The organism is Kurthia massiliensis, assembly GCF_000285555.1.
Classification (GTDB): Bacteria; Bacillota; Bacilli; order Bacillales_A; family Planococcaceae; genus Kurthia; species Kurthia massiliensis.
Window position 1 is genome coordinate 761,673 of sequence record NZ_HE610996.1, and the last position, 17,103, is coordinate 778,775.

Below are 17,103 nucleotides of genomic sequence, written 5' to 3' on the forward strand. Positions count from 1 at the left end.
GCGGAGGCAAGTTCTTTTTTTGCGCGCTTTTTTGGCGTATAGTAGAAAGTATGATTTTTTGAAGCGGAGGGATTTTTCATGCATCCAGAGTTTGAACAAGAACGGCAACATTTAGCGTACGTGAAGCATTATATGCAACGTCTGCTAGAGGAATCTAAAAGCGACCTCGAAACAGCACAAGACAACATTCGTAAATCGATGGCCGATTTAGAATATTTAGATTCGAGTTCGAGCTACTTAAACATTTTAACGAATACGCGCTTTTTTGATATGGCACGCAATCAACAAGAAGGTTTACAAGCGATTATGCAAAAACCTTATTTCGCGCGCATTCATTTCCAAAAAGAAGGCGAAATAGCCGAAAAGCTGTACATCGGTAAAACGTCGTTGTTCGATAAAGAAACGCAAGAACCGGTCGTCATCGATTGGCGCTCTCCTGTTGCGAACGTATATTATGACGGGCGTTTAGGTGACGTGACATACGACGTCAACGGCGAAGAAATGAACGGACATTTATTTTCAAAACGCCAATATAAAATTGAAGATGGCAAGCTCGTAGACGTGCGCGATATCGACTTAACGACGAACGATGAACTACTACAAGATGCACTCGCTGGAAAAGCGGACGTACGTTTAACAGAAATTGTCTCGACGATTCAAGCTGAACAAAATGAAATTATTCGTGCGCACTTAAAACAACCGATCATCGTTCAAGGTGCTGCAGGCTCTGGGAAAACGACGATTGCTTTACACCGTATTTCATACTTTTTATATACGATGGGCGAACATTTCAACGCGTCGCAACTAATGATTTTAGCGCCGAACAATTTATTTATCGACTACATTGCAGACGTCTTGCCAGAACTAGGTGTTGGGCAAATTCGTCAATCGACGTTTAGCGATTACGTTATGAGCGCGACGAAAATGAAGCTAAAGCTAACAGATCCGAACCAATATTTAGAACAACTCGTCAATACGCGAAAAAAAGCCGGACTCGATATTGCACGTTTAAAAGGTTCGCTCGCCTACCGTGACATGATGCAAACGTATGTTGATGAACTTGCAAAAGAAATGGCGATTTTATTCGACGACGTTTATATCGAAAAATACCGCATTATGCGTGCGAGCCATTTACAAGAACTATTTTTAGAAGACTATGCATACTTGCCATTAGAAGAACGTGTTAAAAAACTAAAGGCCGTCATTCAAAGTCACGTCCGCCAAAAGAAAAAACAAATTTTATATACGCTTAACAAAAAATATGATGACATTATCGGCCGTGCGTTAAACATTTTTGACCCTGCCCGTCGCAAACGCGAAGTGACGAAATGGATTGATGAACGCGACCGTCGTCTGCCTGCCATCGAGCAAGAAGCAAAAACAGTTGCCTCTCACTATATGAAGCGTTTTTCAAAACATAACGTGAAAAAGTTGTACCGTGCCTTTTTAACCGATGATGATATCCAACAACGTCTCGCACCGGAATGGACGAAAAAAGAACGCACTGCTTTTAAAAAAGCACATGAAAAAGAAGTTTGGTCGAACGAAGATTTAGCAGCGCTCTTTTTCTTACATGCGAAAATTAAAGGCATCGATGAAAAACATAAAATTCGCGTCGTCTTTATTGATGAAGTGCAAGACTATAGCCTCTTCCAACTTGCCGCATTAAAAGAAGGACTCGATACGGACATGTTTACGATGGTTGGCGACTTAGCACAAGGGATTCATAGCTATCGTTCGCTCACTGATTGGGCGCCGGTGCGTGAACTGTTCCCTCGCGCAAGCTATAAAACGCTACAAAAAAGTTACCGTACGACGATTGAAATTATGGCAGTAGCGAATGACATTTTAGCAAAAATGGATGAAGATTTACCACTCGTTGAACCAGTCGTCCGCCACGGATTACCACCCGCATTCCACACGATGAAAACATTCGATCCAACTGTCATAAGCGAACTATTTGCCGATATTCAACAGCGTCATCAATCGGTCGCATTGATTTGCAAAACTACGGCACAAGCGCATGACATTGCCCAAATGCTAATGGAAGCAGGTGTCCATACGCAACTATTAGATGAAGGTGCCGCGATTGACCAGCAAGCGTTGCTCGTCGTACCGAGTCACTTGTCTAAAGGGCTTGAGTTCGACGCTGTGATGATCGTTACCGACAAAACCGGCTTCCGCGACAAGCCACTTGAACGTAAATTACTGTACGTTGCGACGACACGTGCGATGCATGAACTGCATTTACTCGGTCCATCGAAAAAACAATTTTTACTTTAAAAAAAGGTTTGCACAACATTTGTGCAAACCTTTTTTATGCCTTTTTCGTATCCATCCATACACCAATTGTTAACACGATTGACGCAATTAAAAAGACGTACAATCCAGAGCCTGTCGCGTTAATCGTTGCACCGAATAAATCCCCAGATTTTGAGTTCATAAAAATGAATGATGCGACGATGGCGATAATACCACATGCTAAACCACCAATTTTATGAATCGGTTTATTTTTAAAAATGGCGTACACAGGATAAATAAATGCAATTAAAAATAAATACCCTTGCTGTTGAAAGCCAGATGCACTCACGATGCCTAAGTCTACCCACGGTAAAAATAATGAAATAATCGCTACTGCACTCGCACCGAGCATTAACTTTCTTGGAAATGATAGTTTTTTCAAGTCCATATAAGCACCTCCCATTAGTTCTATCATAACATTTTTTTGTAAAATAAAGGTTTTTAACAACAAAGAAAAAGGACGAGTACAAACCCGTCCTTCTCAAATAATTATTTTACAACGTAATAATCGACTTGGCCTTTCACTGTAAAGCCTAGTTTTTTATAAATGTTTAATGCTTCTTCGTTGTCTGATTCAACGTCTAATAGCACTTCTGTTTGGCCATTTTTAACCGCTTCGTTTTGTGCCCAATTTAATAAGTTTGTACCGATACCTGAACGACGGTAACCAGGTTCTACTGTAAATGCAGTTACCCAAAGTTCGTGCTCGCGTACCGTCGTTGAAATCGTACCGACTGCGACACCATCTTCAATGTACATCGCTAATTGCATATGTTTGTTTTTTTCTGTTTGTGCGACAAGTTGCTCCGTTTCTTCTGCAAGGTCACCGAATCCTAATTCCATCATATGTTGAAGTGCTAAATAGTCACCTTTCTCATAAGGACGGATATCATCGTCTTCTGGTAACACGAGTGTTTGTTCCGCTGCTTGTTTCGTTAGTGTCGCTTCTGATGAATTGTATTCGTATCCCATTGCGGCCATAAAGCCAGCCGCAGCTTCTGTTGGGTAAGTTGTCGCCATTTCACCTGTTGATGAACGCTCTGATAATCCGTGTTTAAAGCCTGCCACAAGTTCTGTGCCGATACCGATACGACGGTAAGCTGGATCTACAACAGCTGCCCACTCATATGAGTTTAAGCCAAATAAATCTAGCGCGCTTAGTGCACCGACTAATACGTTTTTATCATCGTCATATACGAGCACCATGAAGCCACGTTGTTCCGCTGCTTGCCAAAATGGTGCGTGCATTAAAACGCTATAATCTGTGTCGTCCGCTTGTTGGGCGCGTGTGAGTAAATCTTGTACTTCTGTTTTTGTTTCTCCATCTAATGGATAAGAAGCTTTCATTGCAAAAAGTTGCATATGTGTTCCACCTTTTTTGTCATGTTTTTGAAATCGTTTCGTAATCAATTTGTCATATAACGTGCTGTATAAAAATGCGTCCTAGGTATAAAATATACTAGGTTTGGAGGCTTACAAATGAAACAACGTTTAACATGGGTTGATGCGACGAAAGGTCTTTTAATGTTACTCGTCGTCATCGGCCATTACCCTGGTGAAATGGACCACCCATGGCTCACCTATATATATTGGTTTCATATGCCAGCGTTCTTTTTATTAAGTGGCCTCTTTTTCCGCCCTGTACAGCGCGGAAAATCAATGGCAACATCTATTAAAAAACGCATTTTACAGCTTATGATACCATACGTATTTTTCGTACTGATCATTACCGTTTTACGTTATATTTTAGCATTATCTACGGGAAATGTTTCGCTCGATTACTACATCAATGATTTATATTCTATCGTAATTGGTGGTCGCTTTGCACGTGGTTGCTACGCAGTTATTTGGTTTATGACGACAATGCTCACTGCGTACATCTTATTTATGCTCATTACGCGCTATTTAAAATGGCCGTTCCAATTACTCGTACTCGCGATTTGCTATTACATCGCTGAAAAAGAAAGTGATTACGTCATCGACTTTTTAGGCGGTCATGCAGATCTTGCATCACAAACTATTTTTATCCCGTGGAACTTAGACGTTGCGTTACTCGCTGTCGTATACTTTGCAATCGGCTATTATTGTCGAGAGTTATTAAAACATATTCATCCGATTGCTTACATCATTGCAACAATGGTCGTTGTTTGGGCAATGCGTGGTGCTTGGAATGAGACGCTCGATTATCATATAAGCATGAAGTTTATTCGTTACAACCACATGGTGCTCGATCTTGTGATTCCGATGGCATGCATTATCGTTCTACTCGGTACGATTCAATACGTCACAAAATTCGTCCGATTACGATTGTTTGAATTTATTTCAAAACATTCTATCGTCATTATGTATACGCATATTTCTTTCGATAAACTATTTAACAACTTTTTCGATTATGAGCTATTCGGCTATACATGCTTTAGCTTACTGCCTGCACTGTTATTGTCTTGGGCATTTTACCGCTACTTCCCGTACGCGGCATTTTTCACAGGCAATATCCGCGCACCGCGACCACAGCTATTCAAGCAAAAATGGTGGACGGTTCCATAATAAAGAGGCTGGGACAAAAGTATAAAAAAAACACCTCAATTGAGCATAAGAAAAACCGGAATCGCGCTGTGGCGCGGTTCCGGTTTTTTGTTGCGAACGCTAAAAAAGGGAAATGAAATGTTTTGTCCTAGCCTCTTTTAATGGCGCGGCGCAAATAAAATAATAGCGGCCCCGATTAAACAAATGATACTTCCGAGCCAGTCATAGACGTCTGGTTTTTGACCATCTACGACCCACCCCCATAATACGGACATGACGATAAACACGCCACCATACGCCGCATAAATTCGCCCAAATGACGGGAAAGCTTGAAATGTCATAATCACACCATACGCAGCGAGAATGATGCCGCCGAGTACACCAACGTACATTGGGTATCCAGCGCGAATCGCTTGCCATACGAGGTAACCTCCGCCAATCTCTGCGAGTCCCGCAAATATAAACAACACAACTGCCATACTGTCACCTATTTTCCTTGCATCACCATATCGTAGTAACGCCCTTTCGTTGCGAGTAATTCCTCGCGTAATCCACCTTCAATGAGACGTCCTTGCTCAAGCACGAAAATATAGTCCGCATTTTTCACTGTATTGAGTCGATGGGCAATGACGATGCTCGTACGCCCTTGCATTAATCGATCGAGCGCTTCTTGAATCGCCATTTCTGTAACGGTATCAATGCTAGACGTTGCTTCGTCGAGCAGTAAAATCGCTGGATCTGCAACGAGCGCGCGGGCAATCGACAGCAATTGTTTTTGCCCTTGGCTAATATCTCCACCGTCTTCTATTAAAATGTGGTCGTAACCCCCGGCTAATTTCATAATGAAATCATGGGCATTCGCTTGTTTCGCTGCTTGTTCAATGTCCGCATCGGTCGCATCTAAACGGCCGTAACGAATATTGTCACGAATCGTACCTTCAAATAAAAACGGTTCTTGTAAGACGAATGCCATTTGTGCGCGCAAATCTTGGCGGGCAATCGTTTCAATATTGCGGTCGTCAATCATGACACGCCCTTCATCGACATCGTAAAAACGTGCAATCAGCTGCATAACCGTCGTTTTACCGGCACCTGTCGCACCGATTAATGCAGCCGTTTTACCAGCAGGCACATGAAACGACATATGACTTAACGTCGGTTCTTCTGTCGAGGCATCGTAGCGGAACGTCACATCGTCAAAGGCGATACGTCCCGAAAGACGCTTTGTGAGTGGTTGTGCATGTGGCTCTGTCTCGATAGGTTCATCTAAAATTTCAAATACACGTTCAGCCCCTGCAATCGCAGAAAGCACATTGTTAAACTGGTTCGCTAAATCGTTTAGCGGACGCGTAAATTGACGTGCATATTCGGTGAAAATGACGATCATACCGACAGATAAATGACCTTGTACTGCTAGCATACCGCCGACGAGTGCAACGAGCGCAAAACTTGCGTTGTTTAAAAAGTTCATCGTTTTCGGAATCCCGCCTGCGTACACATTCGCCCAATAGCCGACTTGTTTTAATTCGTCTGCTTTAGTTGTAAAATCATCAACGATTCGACTTTCTTGTGAATACGCTTTAACGATTAACTGACCAGAAATCGATTCTTCTACCATACCATTTAACGTACCGAGACGTTGTTGTTGGCCTTTGAAAAGTGGACCTGTACGACGCGTAATCCAACGTGTTGCGACGAACATGACCGGAATAATGACCATCGTTACGAGCGTCATGAGTGGACTCAAACTAATCATGACGACAACTGTTCCGGTCAGAACGAGAATACTTGAAAACACTTGGATAAACGTACTATTTAACGTCGCACTCACATTGTCCATATCGTTCGTCATACGGCTCATTAATTCACCGTGTTGCTTTCGATCGAAAAATGAAATCGGGAGCTTTTGAAAATGGTCGAATAAATCGGTACGCATACGATATACCGTCTGCTGTGCGATTCCGATCATCCAATAGTTTTGTAAAAACAAACTAATCGATAGCAATATGTAGCTAATCGCCAATACCGCCACGAATGTAAAAATGCCTTCAAGCTGTTTCGGAATAATATGTTGGTCGATTAACCGGCCGATTAAATAAGGACCGAGCAATTGTAGGGCAGAGCTTAAGACGACCATTAGTAATACGACGATAAGCAACATACGTTGTTCATCTACGTAATGCCAAATGCGTTTCAGCGTAGCCCCCATGTTCGACACTTTATCGCGTTTCTTTTTATTGCCTTGAATCATTTCTTTTGTCAGCACAGGTTTGTAGCTAAACGATTTAAACATGTGCTTCCACCTCCTGTTGAGAGGCGATAATCGCTGCATATAATGGTGACGTTTTCGCTAATTCGGCGTGTGTACCACTTGCAACAATTTCCCCATCGTCCATTAAGAAAATGCGATCTGTCGCTTGAGCTGTATGCACTTTTTGCGTCACGACAATCATCGTCGCTTTTTCTTCTTGCAGCGCATCCCATAGCTTTTGTTCCGTTTGGATATCGAGTGCACTCATACTATCGTCGAACAATAAAATCGCGGGCTTTCGAATGAGCGCACGAGCAATCGCAATTCGTTGTTTTTGACCACCTGATAAATTCACACCTTTTTGACCGACGCGTGTATGATAACCGTCATCAAATGTCATAATTGAATCGTGAATTTGTGCTTTACGACATGCTTCAATGACTTCTTCCATCGTCGCATCTTTTTTACCCCACGTAATGTTGTCAAAAATCGTACCTGTAAATAATAGCGAACGTTGTGGTACGAAGCCAATTTGTTCGCGTAACGGTTGAATCGGCCATTGCTTCACATCGACCCCTTCGACCGTCACTGTACCATGTGCGTCATATAAACGCGGAATGAGTTGCAACAGCGAGCTTTTACCAGAACCCGTTGCACCCATAATCGCGATTTGTTCACCGCGCTTCATCGCGAACGAAATGTTTTTCAACACATCTTTCTCATTGTCACCGTAACGGAACGAGACATTATCAAAGCGAATCGCATCGTCATTTTGACGCGTTTTTGGCATCGTCGTCGGTGTCGGTGCTTGATCAAGTTCGAGCACTTCTTCCATACGTTCTGCCGATGCTTTTGCACGTGCAAACAGTACGATAATAAATGAAAACATACTAAAGTTGCCGGTAATGCGTAGCGCATAGTTAATAATCGACACTAAATCCCCGACTGGCATCGCGCTCGATTGAATTTGTTTTGCACCGAACCAAATGATTAGTAACAACGCTCCGTTCATGACGATTAATAAAATTGGTTGTACGATTTCCATTAATTGCAGTGCGCGCGACGTATTGTTGCGGAGCGCTTTAGCAATTTGTACGAAACGAGACGACTCGTACAAGCCGCGCATATACGCTTTAATAAGACGCGTCGCTTGTAAATTTTCTTGAATGACGCGGTTAATGCGGTCAATCGAACGCTGAACACGCTCAAACCCACGTCCTCCTTTACGCACCATCACCCATAAAAATAGCAATAGCAACGGTACAGGTGCGACTAAATAAAGTGCGAGTTGTACATTGACGAAAAAGACGAGTATTAAACTACCGATAACGACGAGTGGTGCGCGTAAAATAAAACGCATACTCATGAAAAACACTTGTTGTACTTGTGTAACGTCATTTGTCAGTCTCGTAATCAATGCAGAAGTTTGAAATTTTAAAAAATTAGCCATTGATAACGACTGTACTTTTCGAAACAACGCGATGCGCAAATCATACGCAAAACTTTGTGCTGCATGCGCTGAGAAAAATGAGTTCGATAAACCTGCTGCAAATGCGAGCAAACCGAGGCCAAGCATTATGCTGCCCCACGTGACGACATACGTCATGTCGCCTTTCATAATTCCCTCATCGACAATTTTACCGATGATGAGTGGTTGGATTAATTCAACCGCCATTTCGATGAGCATAAAGGCGAGCGCGATGATGGCAGGCCATTTATACGGCCCAATAAAGCTGAACATTTTTTTCATCGCTTTCAATCCTTTCTTCTATTTTGTACATAATTCATATTTTCCCATAAAATTTCGGTTTACGAAATAGGAATGGCTCAGTCATGTTATGAGAAATGATGAAAAAGATATGTGTAACGGGACGATAGATGCAACTTCTCGATAACAGGTACAACGCCTCAAGCACCGTTGTACTTCATCATGTACATTTTAATAACGATGTGTACACCACAATATTTTTTTAAAATGAACGCACTGTAGCGCAATAATAGTTCCTCTCACCTGCCATTTGTTAAAAAAAGTGCAGCATGAGATCGCGTTGAAAACATCAATTAGTTATTAAATTTTGCGATATGTATTTGCGCACATTATTATAAAAATCGCCACAAATATTCAATACAACGTTCAAGAATATTTGATGATGATGTTGACGCTTGCATGATTGCTTCAACTAACGATATAGTAATTTTCAAATGTCATGAAAAATGTTATAAGTGGACAACTCGTGAAACGTCTTAGCAACAGCATTTCACCTATTTCTTCCCGCATATGCATATCAATATTGCATGAACCGATAAAATGACATAAATAATTAATAGAATACGTATCGCTCATATATCTATTAAAGGCACGTAACGTAACACTTACAATACGAATAGCCTAGGTATAAATCTTTTTAAGTTTATATTTTTTACCTTTAAATGGTTATTAAATATAAATTTAGTACTTGTATCATTTAAAAAATTAAAAAGACAAAATAACTATTTTATATTTTTTATATTGTATCATATACGCTCTTTTTCCCCTATGTGGAAAATATTATTGCCAATTATCTATTCATTAGTAATGACTTACAACTCATTTTTCTTTATAATAGAATTTATTAAAGCATTTCCAAGGAGTCGTTGTAGACATGAAAGAAGTCGAGAGTATTTTTCAATATGCGAACCCAATATTGAATTACACACTTTGTCCGATAATGACATTGAACCATGAAGGCAAGATTATTTCATGGAATTTTGAGTGTGAAAGTGTATTTGGATATAACGCAGATGAAGTTTTAGGAAAATTCCCACCAATTTTTAATAGTGAACAACAAGAAATTGAGGAGCAATTTAATACGATTTTACGTTCTCATAAAGAGCTTGCATTCAATACACTTACATTGCTCACGAAAAATGAAGAAATTTTGCAAATGTCTCTTTTTGCAAAAGCATTAACAATTAAAGATGAACGCATTATTATCGTCCGTTTTATGAAGGCGTTTACTTCAGAAGAAAGTGCAGCAGCGGAACTTAGTTGCCTTCGCGCAGGCTTAGAAGAATCTTTCATGGTTCTGTCTCTTGATCACGAAGGACTTATTAACTTTGCAAATCCACTTTACTTAAAATATAGCAAATGGACACCGAAACGTATTTTAGGTAAAACTTTATGGCAAATGTTCCCACAAACTGAAGAAGGAACAAACCAAGTTAATGAAATTTGGAACGTCATCCATAGCGGAAAAATCTGGCAAGGTGAAGTCGAGAAAATGGCAAAAGACGGCGAATCTTATTGGGTTGAATTAATTGCGATTCCGATAACACTAAAAGGTAATTCACCAGATTACTTCTTAGTATTGGCGAAAGATATTACAGAAAAAAAATTATTGCAACAACGATTAGAAAAAATCGCGTACGTCGATCAAGAAACGGGCTTAATGAACCGTTATCGTTTAGAACAAATCGTCAACGAAATGATTGATGAAAAACAACATTTCACATTCGTATATTTAAGCATCGACAAATTTTACTCACTAAAAGAGCTTTATAGTGAAGAAATGGAAACATTCCTATTACAAGAATTTACGAACCGTATGAAAATGTACTTCCAAGATAGCATTATGGCGCGTATTACGATTAATGACTTCGCGGTATTAACGCCACTTGGTGAATGGTTCATTCAAGGGTTCTTATCATATTTAAAACAACACCCAATTTATATTGATGGCATGGCATTGCCACTGACAATTTGCGGTGGTATTTCAAAATATCCAGATGATCAACAAACGTTCAACCATTTATTAAAAGCATCACATGCAATTATCGATAAAATTCATACTGAAGGTGGCAACACAATTTCAAGCCTATCAACAGATGACCATAAAGCGTTAAGCAAACGTGCACGTATCGAAAAACGATTAATGGTAGCACTCGATCAAAAAGATTTAAAAGTACTTTACCAACCACAAATCAACTTAGAAACAAACAAAATTGAAGCTGTCGAAGCACTTGTCCGTTGGGAAGATTCAGAGTTAGGTATTATTCCACCAGATGTGTTAATTCCAATCGCTGAAGAAACAGGCTTAATTAATAACATCGGCACATTCATGTTAGAAAAAGCATGTGAACAAGCAGTGCAATGGAAAAATCGTGGCTACAACATTCGCGTCAGCGTCAACTCATCTGTGCGTGAGTTCCGCGACAAAAACATGGTGAAATTAATTCGTGAAGTATTAGAGCGTACAGGCTGTACAGCAGACTTACTACAAATTGAAATTACCGAAAAATTTGCGTTAGAAGCCGAAGCGGAATCTTCAATTATTGCACAAATGAAAAAACTGCAATCAGAAGGTATTAAATTCGTACTTGATGACTTCGGTACAGGTTATGCATCATTCCGTTACATGCAGTTATTACCTTTAGAAGAATTTAAAATTGATCAGACGTTTATTTCAACGCTTGCGTATCAAAAGAAAACACAAAAATTGATTCACGGTATGATTCAATTTGGCCATTCTTTAAACATGCGCGTCCTTGCAGAAGGGGTAGAAACAGAAGAACAAATCGAATTATTAGCCGAATATGGGTGTAATGCGGCCCAGGGTTATCACATTGGACGTCCTTCGGAAGCCTCAGTTGTAGAGACATTGTTTTAATAAATAAAAACCACTTTTAGCTAATTTCGGCTAATTGTGGTTTTTTTTATTTTGTAGTGTAAAATGGAGTTACTACCGCAACAGGAGGGACTCGCGTGCAATGGTTTCCAAAGACTAAATTAGGTAAAATTAATTTAGCACTCGTGATAATACTACTTATTTCATTAGGGTGTTTTTTAGTATTAGTTAATTTACACCAAAGTGGACAAAATTTAGCTGGTGCTGTAAAAAAAGTGTCGCAAGATGAACAAGACGACAAACAACAAAAGAAAGCTGTCAATAAAGTTCATGTGACGACAGAAAAGTCTCCGTTTGAAGGCGTAACATACATAACTGAAACATCAAAAGTGGACCGCTATAAGTTAATGTACCCAAAAACAGGTATTGCAACAATTGATGATGGCATTCAAAAAAGTGTGTATGCAAAACGAGATGATTTTTTATTCGGCGAAACGGAAAAATTAACGATGTCGATTAAAGCAATGACATCTGACAATTACATTACATTCGTCTTGAAACAAAAAGAATTATTGATTAACAAAGATGTATCAACGACCGCGCAAGTCTTTACATACGATCGTAAAACGAAAAAACTTGTCGACATTAACGACGTCCTTAAAACGAAAGAACGTTTAAATCGTTTATCAAAAGAAGTACGCATTCGCTTACAGCAAAAAAATCGCAAAGCAACGATTGATGCGAAAAAAATTGATGCGTTAACAGAGCCTAAATGGGCTAACTTCTCAACGTTTGCATTAGACGGTAAAAACATTAAATTTTACTATCAACCGAACACATTTAACGATGAACTAACAGCCGTGAGTGTCCCACTTGCATCATTAGATAAGAAATTCGATAAACCTGTATTTGATTTAAAAGCAAATGGCAAAAAGTATATCGCTTTAACGTTTGATGATGGTCCAAGTAAAAAAGTGACACCACGTGTATTAGAAATTTTACGAGACCATAACGCGAAAGCAACGTTCTACATGCTAGGACAATCTGTACAAGAAGCACCGGAAATGGCAAAAGCTGTTGCGAAAGACGGTCACGAAATTGGTAACCACTCATACAAACATGATAATTTATCAACAATGACGGCTGCGCAAGCATTCGCTGATATTACGAAAACGAATAAAATTATTCAAAAAGCATCTGGCTACGAACCATTAACGATTCGTCCGCCATACGGTGCACGTAATCACGGTTTAGAACAGCAATTATCACAACCGACTGTGCTTTGGAGCATTGATACGTTGGACTGGAAAACATTAAACCCTACGGCAACGATTGGACAAGTTAAACAACATGCTTATCCAGGTGCTATTATTTTAATGCACGATATCCACCCAACGACTGCTGACGCATTAGATGGTGTGCTCACGTATTTAGAACAACAAGGTTATGAATTCGTGACAATTTCACAACTAGAAAGTAATCAATAATCGACACTATAAAAGGCGCTAGAACAAAATTCTAGTCAATTACAAAAGACATTCACGGTTTGAATCAAATCGTGAATGTCTTTTTTTCAGCTTTTATTGTGTATCTATTTGTGCGCGTTGTAATTTACCGCTAAAGTCGATATAAACACTTTTCACTTCCGTATATAATTCAACAGCACTAGCGCCTGCATCTCGGTGACCATTCCCCGTTCCTTTCGTTCCGCCGAACGGTAAATGAACTTCTGCCCCTGTCGTGCCGGCATTTACGTAAACGATACCGGTATCTAAATCGCGCTGTGCACGGAAAACAGTATTCACATCTTTCGTATAAATCGAGCTGGACAACCCATATGACACGCTATTATTAACGTCGACCGCTTCTTCTAAACTTGCCACTTGAATCAATCCGATGACCGGCCCAAAAATTTCTTCTTGTGCTAAACGTGAATGTGGGTGCACATTTTTAAACAATGTCGGTGCATAATAACAGCCTAAATCGTAGTCATCTCCTTCTAAAATATGACCACCTGTCAGCAACGTCGCACCGTCTAATTGCGCGAGTTCGACGTAACTATGAATTTTATAAAGTGCCTCCATATTAATAACTGGCCCAACCCGATTGTTCGGATCGATGCCATTGCCAATCGTCAGTTGTTCAATTTCTGCTAGTAGCTTTTGCTCCAACTGTTCGGCAACCGCTTCGTGTACGATGACGCGACTGCAAGCTGTACAACGCTGTCCCGCCGTTCCGAACGCACTCCAAACGATACCTTCTACGGCCAAATCAAGGTCGGCATCGTCCATTACGATGACCGCATTTTTACCACCGAGTTCAAGCGATACTTTTTTCAAATGATAACCGCCAAGCTCGGCCACTTTGCGTCCTGTCGACGTAGAGCCCGTAAACGAAATAACTTGCACATGTGGGTTTTGAACGATTTCTGTGCCGATTTCATTGCCCGCCCCGAAAATAATGTTTACGACGCCTGCTGGCAAACCGACTTCTTCAAAAATTTTCGCCATTTCATACGCGATGATCGGCGTTTCAGACGCAGGTTTCCAAATGACCGCATTCCCACTCACAATCGCTGGTAATGCTTTTAACAAAGGTACACCGATTGGGAAATTCCACGGTGTAATTAAGCCAACGATACCAACGGGCGTACGCACGCTCATCGCAAATTTATCGTGCAGTTCAGATGGCGTCGTCTCTCCTAATAGACGGCGTCCTTCCCCTGCCATATAAAACGCCATGTCGATGCCTTCTTGAATTTCACCGCGCGCTTCTTCAATTACTTTTCCCATTTCTTCTGTTAACACACGTGCTAAATGTTCTTTTTTCTCTTTTAGTTTGTAGCCAACTGCTAATAAATAATCGGCGCGTTTCGGTGCTGGTACTTTTCCCCACGCTTTTCGTGCAAGCTCTGCCGCTTGAATCGTTAAATCGAGCGTATGTAGAGATGCCATTGGTACTTGTGCTAATGTGTCGCTCGTTGCTGGGTTGATGACGTCTAAATATTTCTCTTCATCATCACTGTAAAACGCTCCACCAATATAATGCGCTAATTTCATAGGCTTATCCCCCAAAAAGTCGTTTTTTTAAAATTAACAGAAAAAATAGAAAATTAAAAGTGTCTGTCATCGAATTTAATAGAATTGAAACTTTTTAAAGGTGGAAACGTATATAAATACATACATAACTACACAATTTGGAGGCTGACACATATGAGAAACGACGAAATTGATTTTAAAATTCATGGCGATGATATGCAGTTTGTAGAAGTAGAATTAGACCCTGGTGAAACAGCAATCGCTGAAGCTGGCGCTATGATGATGATGGAAGATGGGATCGTCATGGAAACGATTTTCGGAGACGGTTCACAATCGAGTAACGCATCTGGCTTTATGGGCAAATTAATGGGTGCTGGTAAACGTTTATTAACAGGTGAAAGTTTATTCGTCACAACATTTACGAACCAAGGACAAGGGAAACAACACGTTTCATTCGCAGCGCCTTACCCTGGTCGTATTATTCCGCTAGATTTAAGCCAATATAACGGGAAAATCATTTGTCAAAAAGATGCGTTTTTAGCAGCGGCACGCGGTGTCTCTGTCGGCATCGAATTTCAACGTAAATTAGGCACAGGCTTCTTCGGTGGCGAAGGTTTCATCATGCAAAAACTTGAAGGCGATGGTCTTGCGTTCGTCCATGCAGGTGGTACGATCATTCGTAAAGATTTACGCCCAGGCGAACGTCTGCGCATCGATACAGGCTGTTTAGTCGCTATGACAGACCGTGTTGACTATAACATCGAAGCAGCGGGCGGTATTAAAACGTCGCTGTTCGGTGGTGAAGGTTTATTCCTTGCAACACTACAAGGACCAGGCTCTGTTTGGATTCAATCTATGCCATTTAGTCGCCTCGCTAGTCGCGTCTTTGCCTCTGCCCCTGTATCTCAAGGCGGCGGTGGTCGTTCTTCAGATGAAGGCGGTATCGGCGGTATTTTTGATTTATTTAACCGCTAATCGAACATCCCCTTTTCTCCTCGTAGAAAGGGGGATTTTTTTTATCATTCTTTCGTAGAAAAACTACGCGCAATAAATGGCGTGCGCAGCGTCAGCTATCGAGCAGATCATTCAATAATTGGTAAGGGACACATATTCACATTAAAAACATGTTAAAATATAACTTTAACTTGGTCTTAATGTAAGGAGTGCCTATTGTGCAACAAGCATATAATAGCCTTATTTTGGCGCTAAATATTAAACGTTGTTTGAGTTTAGCAAAAATTATTGTGACGATTAGTATCTTTCTCGGTCTTTTAAATATCGTCGCTCGTCTTTTTTATCCGTCGCCCCGGCCATACTATATCGGTTATTTATGGGTGTATACCGCATTAGTCGTCATCAATATCGCTTACAGTTGGTATTTCAAAAAATATCCTCACGTCAGTGAAAAAATTCGTGCACGCGTCATGGCGAGTTATATCGGCATGATGCTACTCATCGGTGCAATCATTACATATATTGACGAATACATGTACGGCCACCTTTTAATGTTTATGCTCTTTTATTTTTTATGCAGTATGTTATTTATAACGAAGTTACGTTACATGCTACCATACACACTAATTGTGTCACTCATCGTGTTAAAAGGTGTTTATGACTCGCCTATTATTGCACCGAGTAGCCGTTTATATATTATTTTTATGATTAGTATCGTATGCATCGGGATCACGATGCAAGTACGCGTCGGTCGGTCACAACGTACTGTTATTTTTCAGCAATTACAATTAGAAATAGAAAGTACACGTTCGAAAAAACTTGCGCAACAACTCGCCCATTCAAATGAGCGTTTAGCAGCCGCTAATGAACAACTAACGAAAATGGCGATGTACGATGCACTGACACATTTACCGAATCGTTATGCTTTTTTAGAACATATTAAACAAGCTGCCGATGCGCACCCAACGACACATTGTGCCATTTTTATCGTCGATATCGATTATTTCAAACAGTACAATGACTTTTATGGTCATCCACAAGGAGATATCGTCTTGAAGCGTGTCGCTGAAACATTATCCACAATCGGTACCGAACAAGCGATTTATTTCGCACGTTGGGGCGGTGAAGAATTTATCGGTGTCAATATCGGAGACGTAACAAAAGCAGACGCGCAATGCCAACAAATTGTCGATCACATTGCCGCATTGCGCATCGAACATGCCCTATCGATCAATGGTTTCTTAACTGCTAGTGTCGGTAGCTATGCGGGAACGTTATCGGCGGATGCGACATTCGAACATTTTTATAAAGAAGCAGACAAAATGCTTTATGATATGAAACAACAAGGTCGTAACGGCTACCGATTGAAAAAAGAAATATTTACGAATGTATAGACGACAAAAGGCGTTTAGGTGCTCTCACCTAAACG

Annotated in this window: 12 protein-coding genes; 6 read left to right on the plus strand and 6 right to left on the minus strand. The window is 40.5% G+C overall.

Annotated features, from left to right (window positions below; translation table 11 throughout):
- Nucleotides 1-78 precede the first annotated feature (78 nt).
- A complete protein-coding gene (gene helD, locus KMHG_RS04060; RefSeq protein WP_010287228.1) occupies nt 79-2,283 on the plus strand; it encodes an RNA polymerase recycling motor HelD in 2,205 nt (734 codons plus the stop codon).
- Between the two features lie 34 nt (nt 2,284-2,317).
- On the opposite strand, the gene KMHG_RS04065 is transcribed toward helD, so the two are convergent.
- Nucleotides 2,318-2,689 (minus strand): hypothetical protein, encoded by a 372-nt coding sequence (locus KMHG_RS04065; RefSeq protein WP_010287229.1) that lies wholly within the window; start codon nt 2,687-2,689, stop codon nt 2,318-2,320.
- A 101-nt stretch (nt 2,690-2,790) separates the two neighbouring features.
- The gene (locus tag KMHG_RS04070) at nt 2,791-3,663 is read right to left on the minus strand and encodes a GNAT family N-acetyltransferase (protein WP_010287231.1); all 873 of its coding nucleotides are present in this window, start codon (nt 3,661-3,663) and stop codon (nt 2,791-2,793) included.
- A 117-nt stretch (nt 3,664-3,780) separates the two neighbouring features.
- Here KMHG_RS04070 and KMHG_RS17340 point away from each other — a divergent pair, with 117 nt between their 5' ends.
- The gene (locus KMHG_RS17340) at nt 3,781-4,848 is read left to right on the plus strand and encodes an acyltransferase family protein (RefSeq protein WP_010287232.1); all 1,068 of its coding nucleotides are present in this window, start codon (nt 3,781-3,783) and stop codon (nt 4,846-4,848) included.
- A 137-nt stretch (nt 4,849-4,985) separates the two neighbouring features.
- Here the strand turns inward: KMHG_RS17340 and KMHG_RS04080 are convergent, their stop codons facing one another.
- From KMHG_RS04080 to KMHG_RS04090, 3 genes are read right to left on the minus strand one after another with little or no spacing between them, the layout of a single operon-like run.
- Nucleotides 4,986-5,306 (minus strand): YnfA family protein, encoded by a 321-nt coding sequence (locus tag KMHG_RS04080; protein WP_010287233.1) that lies wholly within the window; start codon nt 5,304-5,306, stop codon nt 4,986-4,988.
- Between the two features lie 8 nt (nt 5,307-5,314).
- Nucleotides 5,315-7,120: an ABC transporter ATP-binding protein gene (locus tag KMHG_RS04085; protein ID WP_010287234.1), complete on the minus strand. Its 1,806-nt coding sequence runs from the start codon at nt 7,118-7,120 to the stop codon at nt 5,315-5,317.
- On the minus strand, nt 7,113-8,828 hold the full coding sequence (locus KMHG_RS04090; RefSeq protein ID WP_010287235.1) for an ABC transporter ATP-binding protein: 1,716 nt from the start codon (nt 8,826-8,828) through the stop codon (nt 7,113-7,115). Before KMHG_RS04090 ends, KMHG_RS04085 begins: the two co-directional genes overlap by 8 nt.
- 892 nt (nt 8,829-9,720) lie before the next feature.
- Here KMHG_RS04090 and KMHG_RS04100 point away from each other — a divergent pair.
- Both KMHG_RS04100 and KMHG_RS18290 read left to right on the plus strand, forming a co-directional pair.
- On the plus strand, nt 9,721-11,724 hold the full coding sequence (locus tag KMHG_RS04100) for a sensor domain-containing protein (RefSeq protein WP_010287237.1): 2,004 nt from the start codon (nt 9,721-9,723) through the stop codon (nt 11,722-11,724).
- Between the two features lie 95 nt (nt 11,725-11,819).
- A complete protein-coding gene (locus tag KMHG_RS18290) occupies nt 11,820-13,169 on the plus strand; it encodes a polysaccharide deacetylase family protein (protein WP_010287238.1) in 1,350 nt (449 codons plus the stop codon).
- A 93-nt stretch (nt 13,170-13,262) separates the two neighbouring features.
- Here the strand turns inward: KMHG_RS18290 and KMHG_RS04110 are convergent, their stop codons facing one another.
- Nucleotides 13,263-14,741: an aldehyde dehydrogenase family protein gene (locus KMHG_RS04110; protein ID WP_010287239.1), complete on the minus strand. Its 1,479-nt coding sequence runs from the start codon at nt 14,739-14,741 to the stop codon at nt 13,263-13,265.
- Between the two features lie 153 nt (nt 14,742-14,894).
- On the opposite strand from KMHG_RS04110, the gene KMHG_RS04115 reads away from it, so the two are divergent.
- Together KMHG_RS04115 and KMHG_RS04120 are read left to right on the plus strand one after the other, a co-directional pair.
- A complete protein-coding gene (locus KMHG_RS04115) occupies nt 14,895-15,695 on the plus strand; it encodes a TIGR00266 family protein (RefSeq protein ID WP_010287240.1) in 801 nt (266 codons plus the stop codon).
- A gap of 197 nt (nt 15,696-15,892) precedes the next feature.
- The gene (locus KMHG_RS04120) at nt 15,893-17,068 is read left to right on the plus strand and encodes a GGDEF domain-containing protein (protein WP_010287241.1); all 1,176 of its coding nucleotides are present in this window, start codon (nt 15,893-15,895) and stop codon (nt 17,066-17,068) included.
- Nucleotides 17,069-17,103 lie beyond the last annotated feature (35 nt).

Bases quoted from the DNA above. Each gene is read 5' to 3' on its own strand.
- helD (WP_010287228.1), top strand. From the start codon at position 79: ATGCATCCAGAGTTTGAACAAGAACGGCAACATTTAGCGTACGTGAAG.
- KMHG_RS04065 (WP_010287229.1), bottom strand. From the start codon at position 2,689: ATGGACTTGAAAAAACTATCATTTCCAAGAAAGTTAATGCTCGGTGCG.
- KMHG_RS04070 (WP_010287231.1), bottom strand. From the start codon at position 3,663: ATGCAACTTTTTGCAATGAAAGCTTCTTATCCATTAGATGGAGAAACA.
- KMHG_RS17340 (WP_010287232.1), top strand. From the start codon at position 3,781: ATGAAACAACGTTTAACATGGGTTGATGCGACGAAAGGTCTTTTAATG.
- KMHG_RS04080 (WP_010287233.1), bottom strand. From the start codon at position 5,306: ATGGCAGTTGTGTTGTTTATATTTGCGGGACTCGCAGAGATTGGCGGA.
- KMHG_RS04085 (WP_010287234.1), bottom strand. From the start codon at position 7,120: ATGTTTAAATCGTTTAGCTACAAACCTGTGCTGACAAAAGAAATGATT.
- KMHG_RS04090 (WP_010287235.1), bottom strand. From the start codon at position 8,828: ATGAAAAAAATGTTCAGCTTTATTGGGCCGTATAAATGGCCTGCCATC.
- KMHG_RS04100 (WP_010287237.1), top strand. From the start codon at position 9,721: ATGAAAGAAGTCGAGAGTATTTTTCAATATGCGAACCCAATATTGAAT.
- KMHG_RS04110 (WP_010287239.1), bottom strand. From the start codon at position 14,741: ATGAAATTAGCGCATTATATTGGTGGAGCGTTTTACAGTGATGATGAA.
- KMHG_RS04115 (WP_010287240.1), top strand. From the start codon at position 14,895: ATGAGAAACGACGAAATTGATTTTAAAATTCATGGCGATGATATGCAG.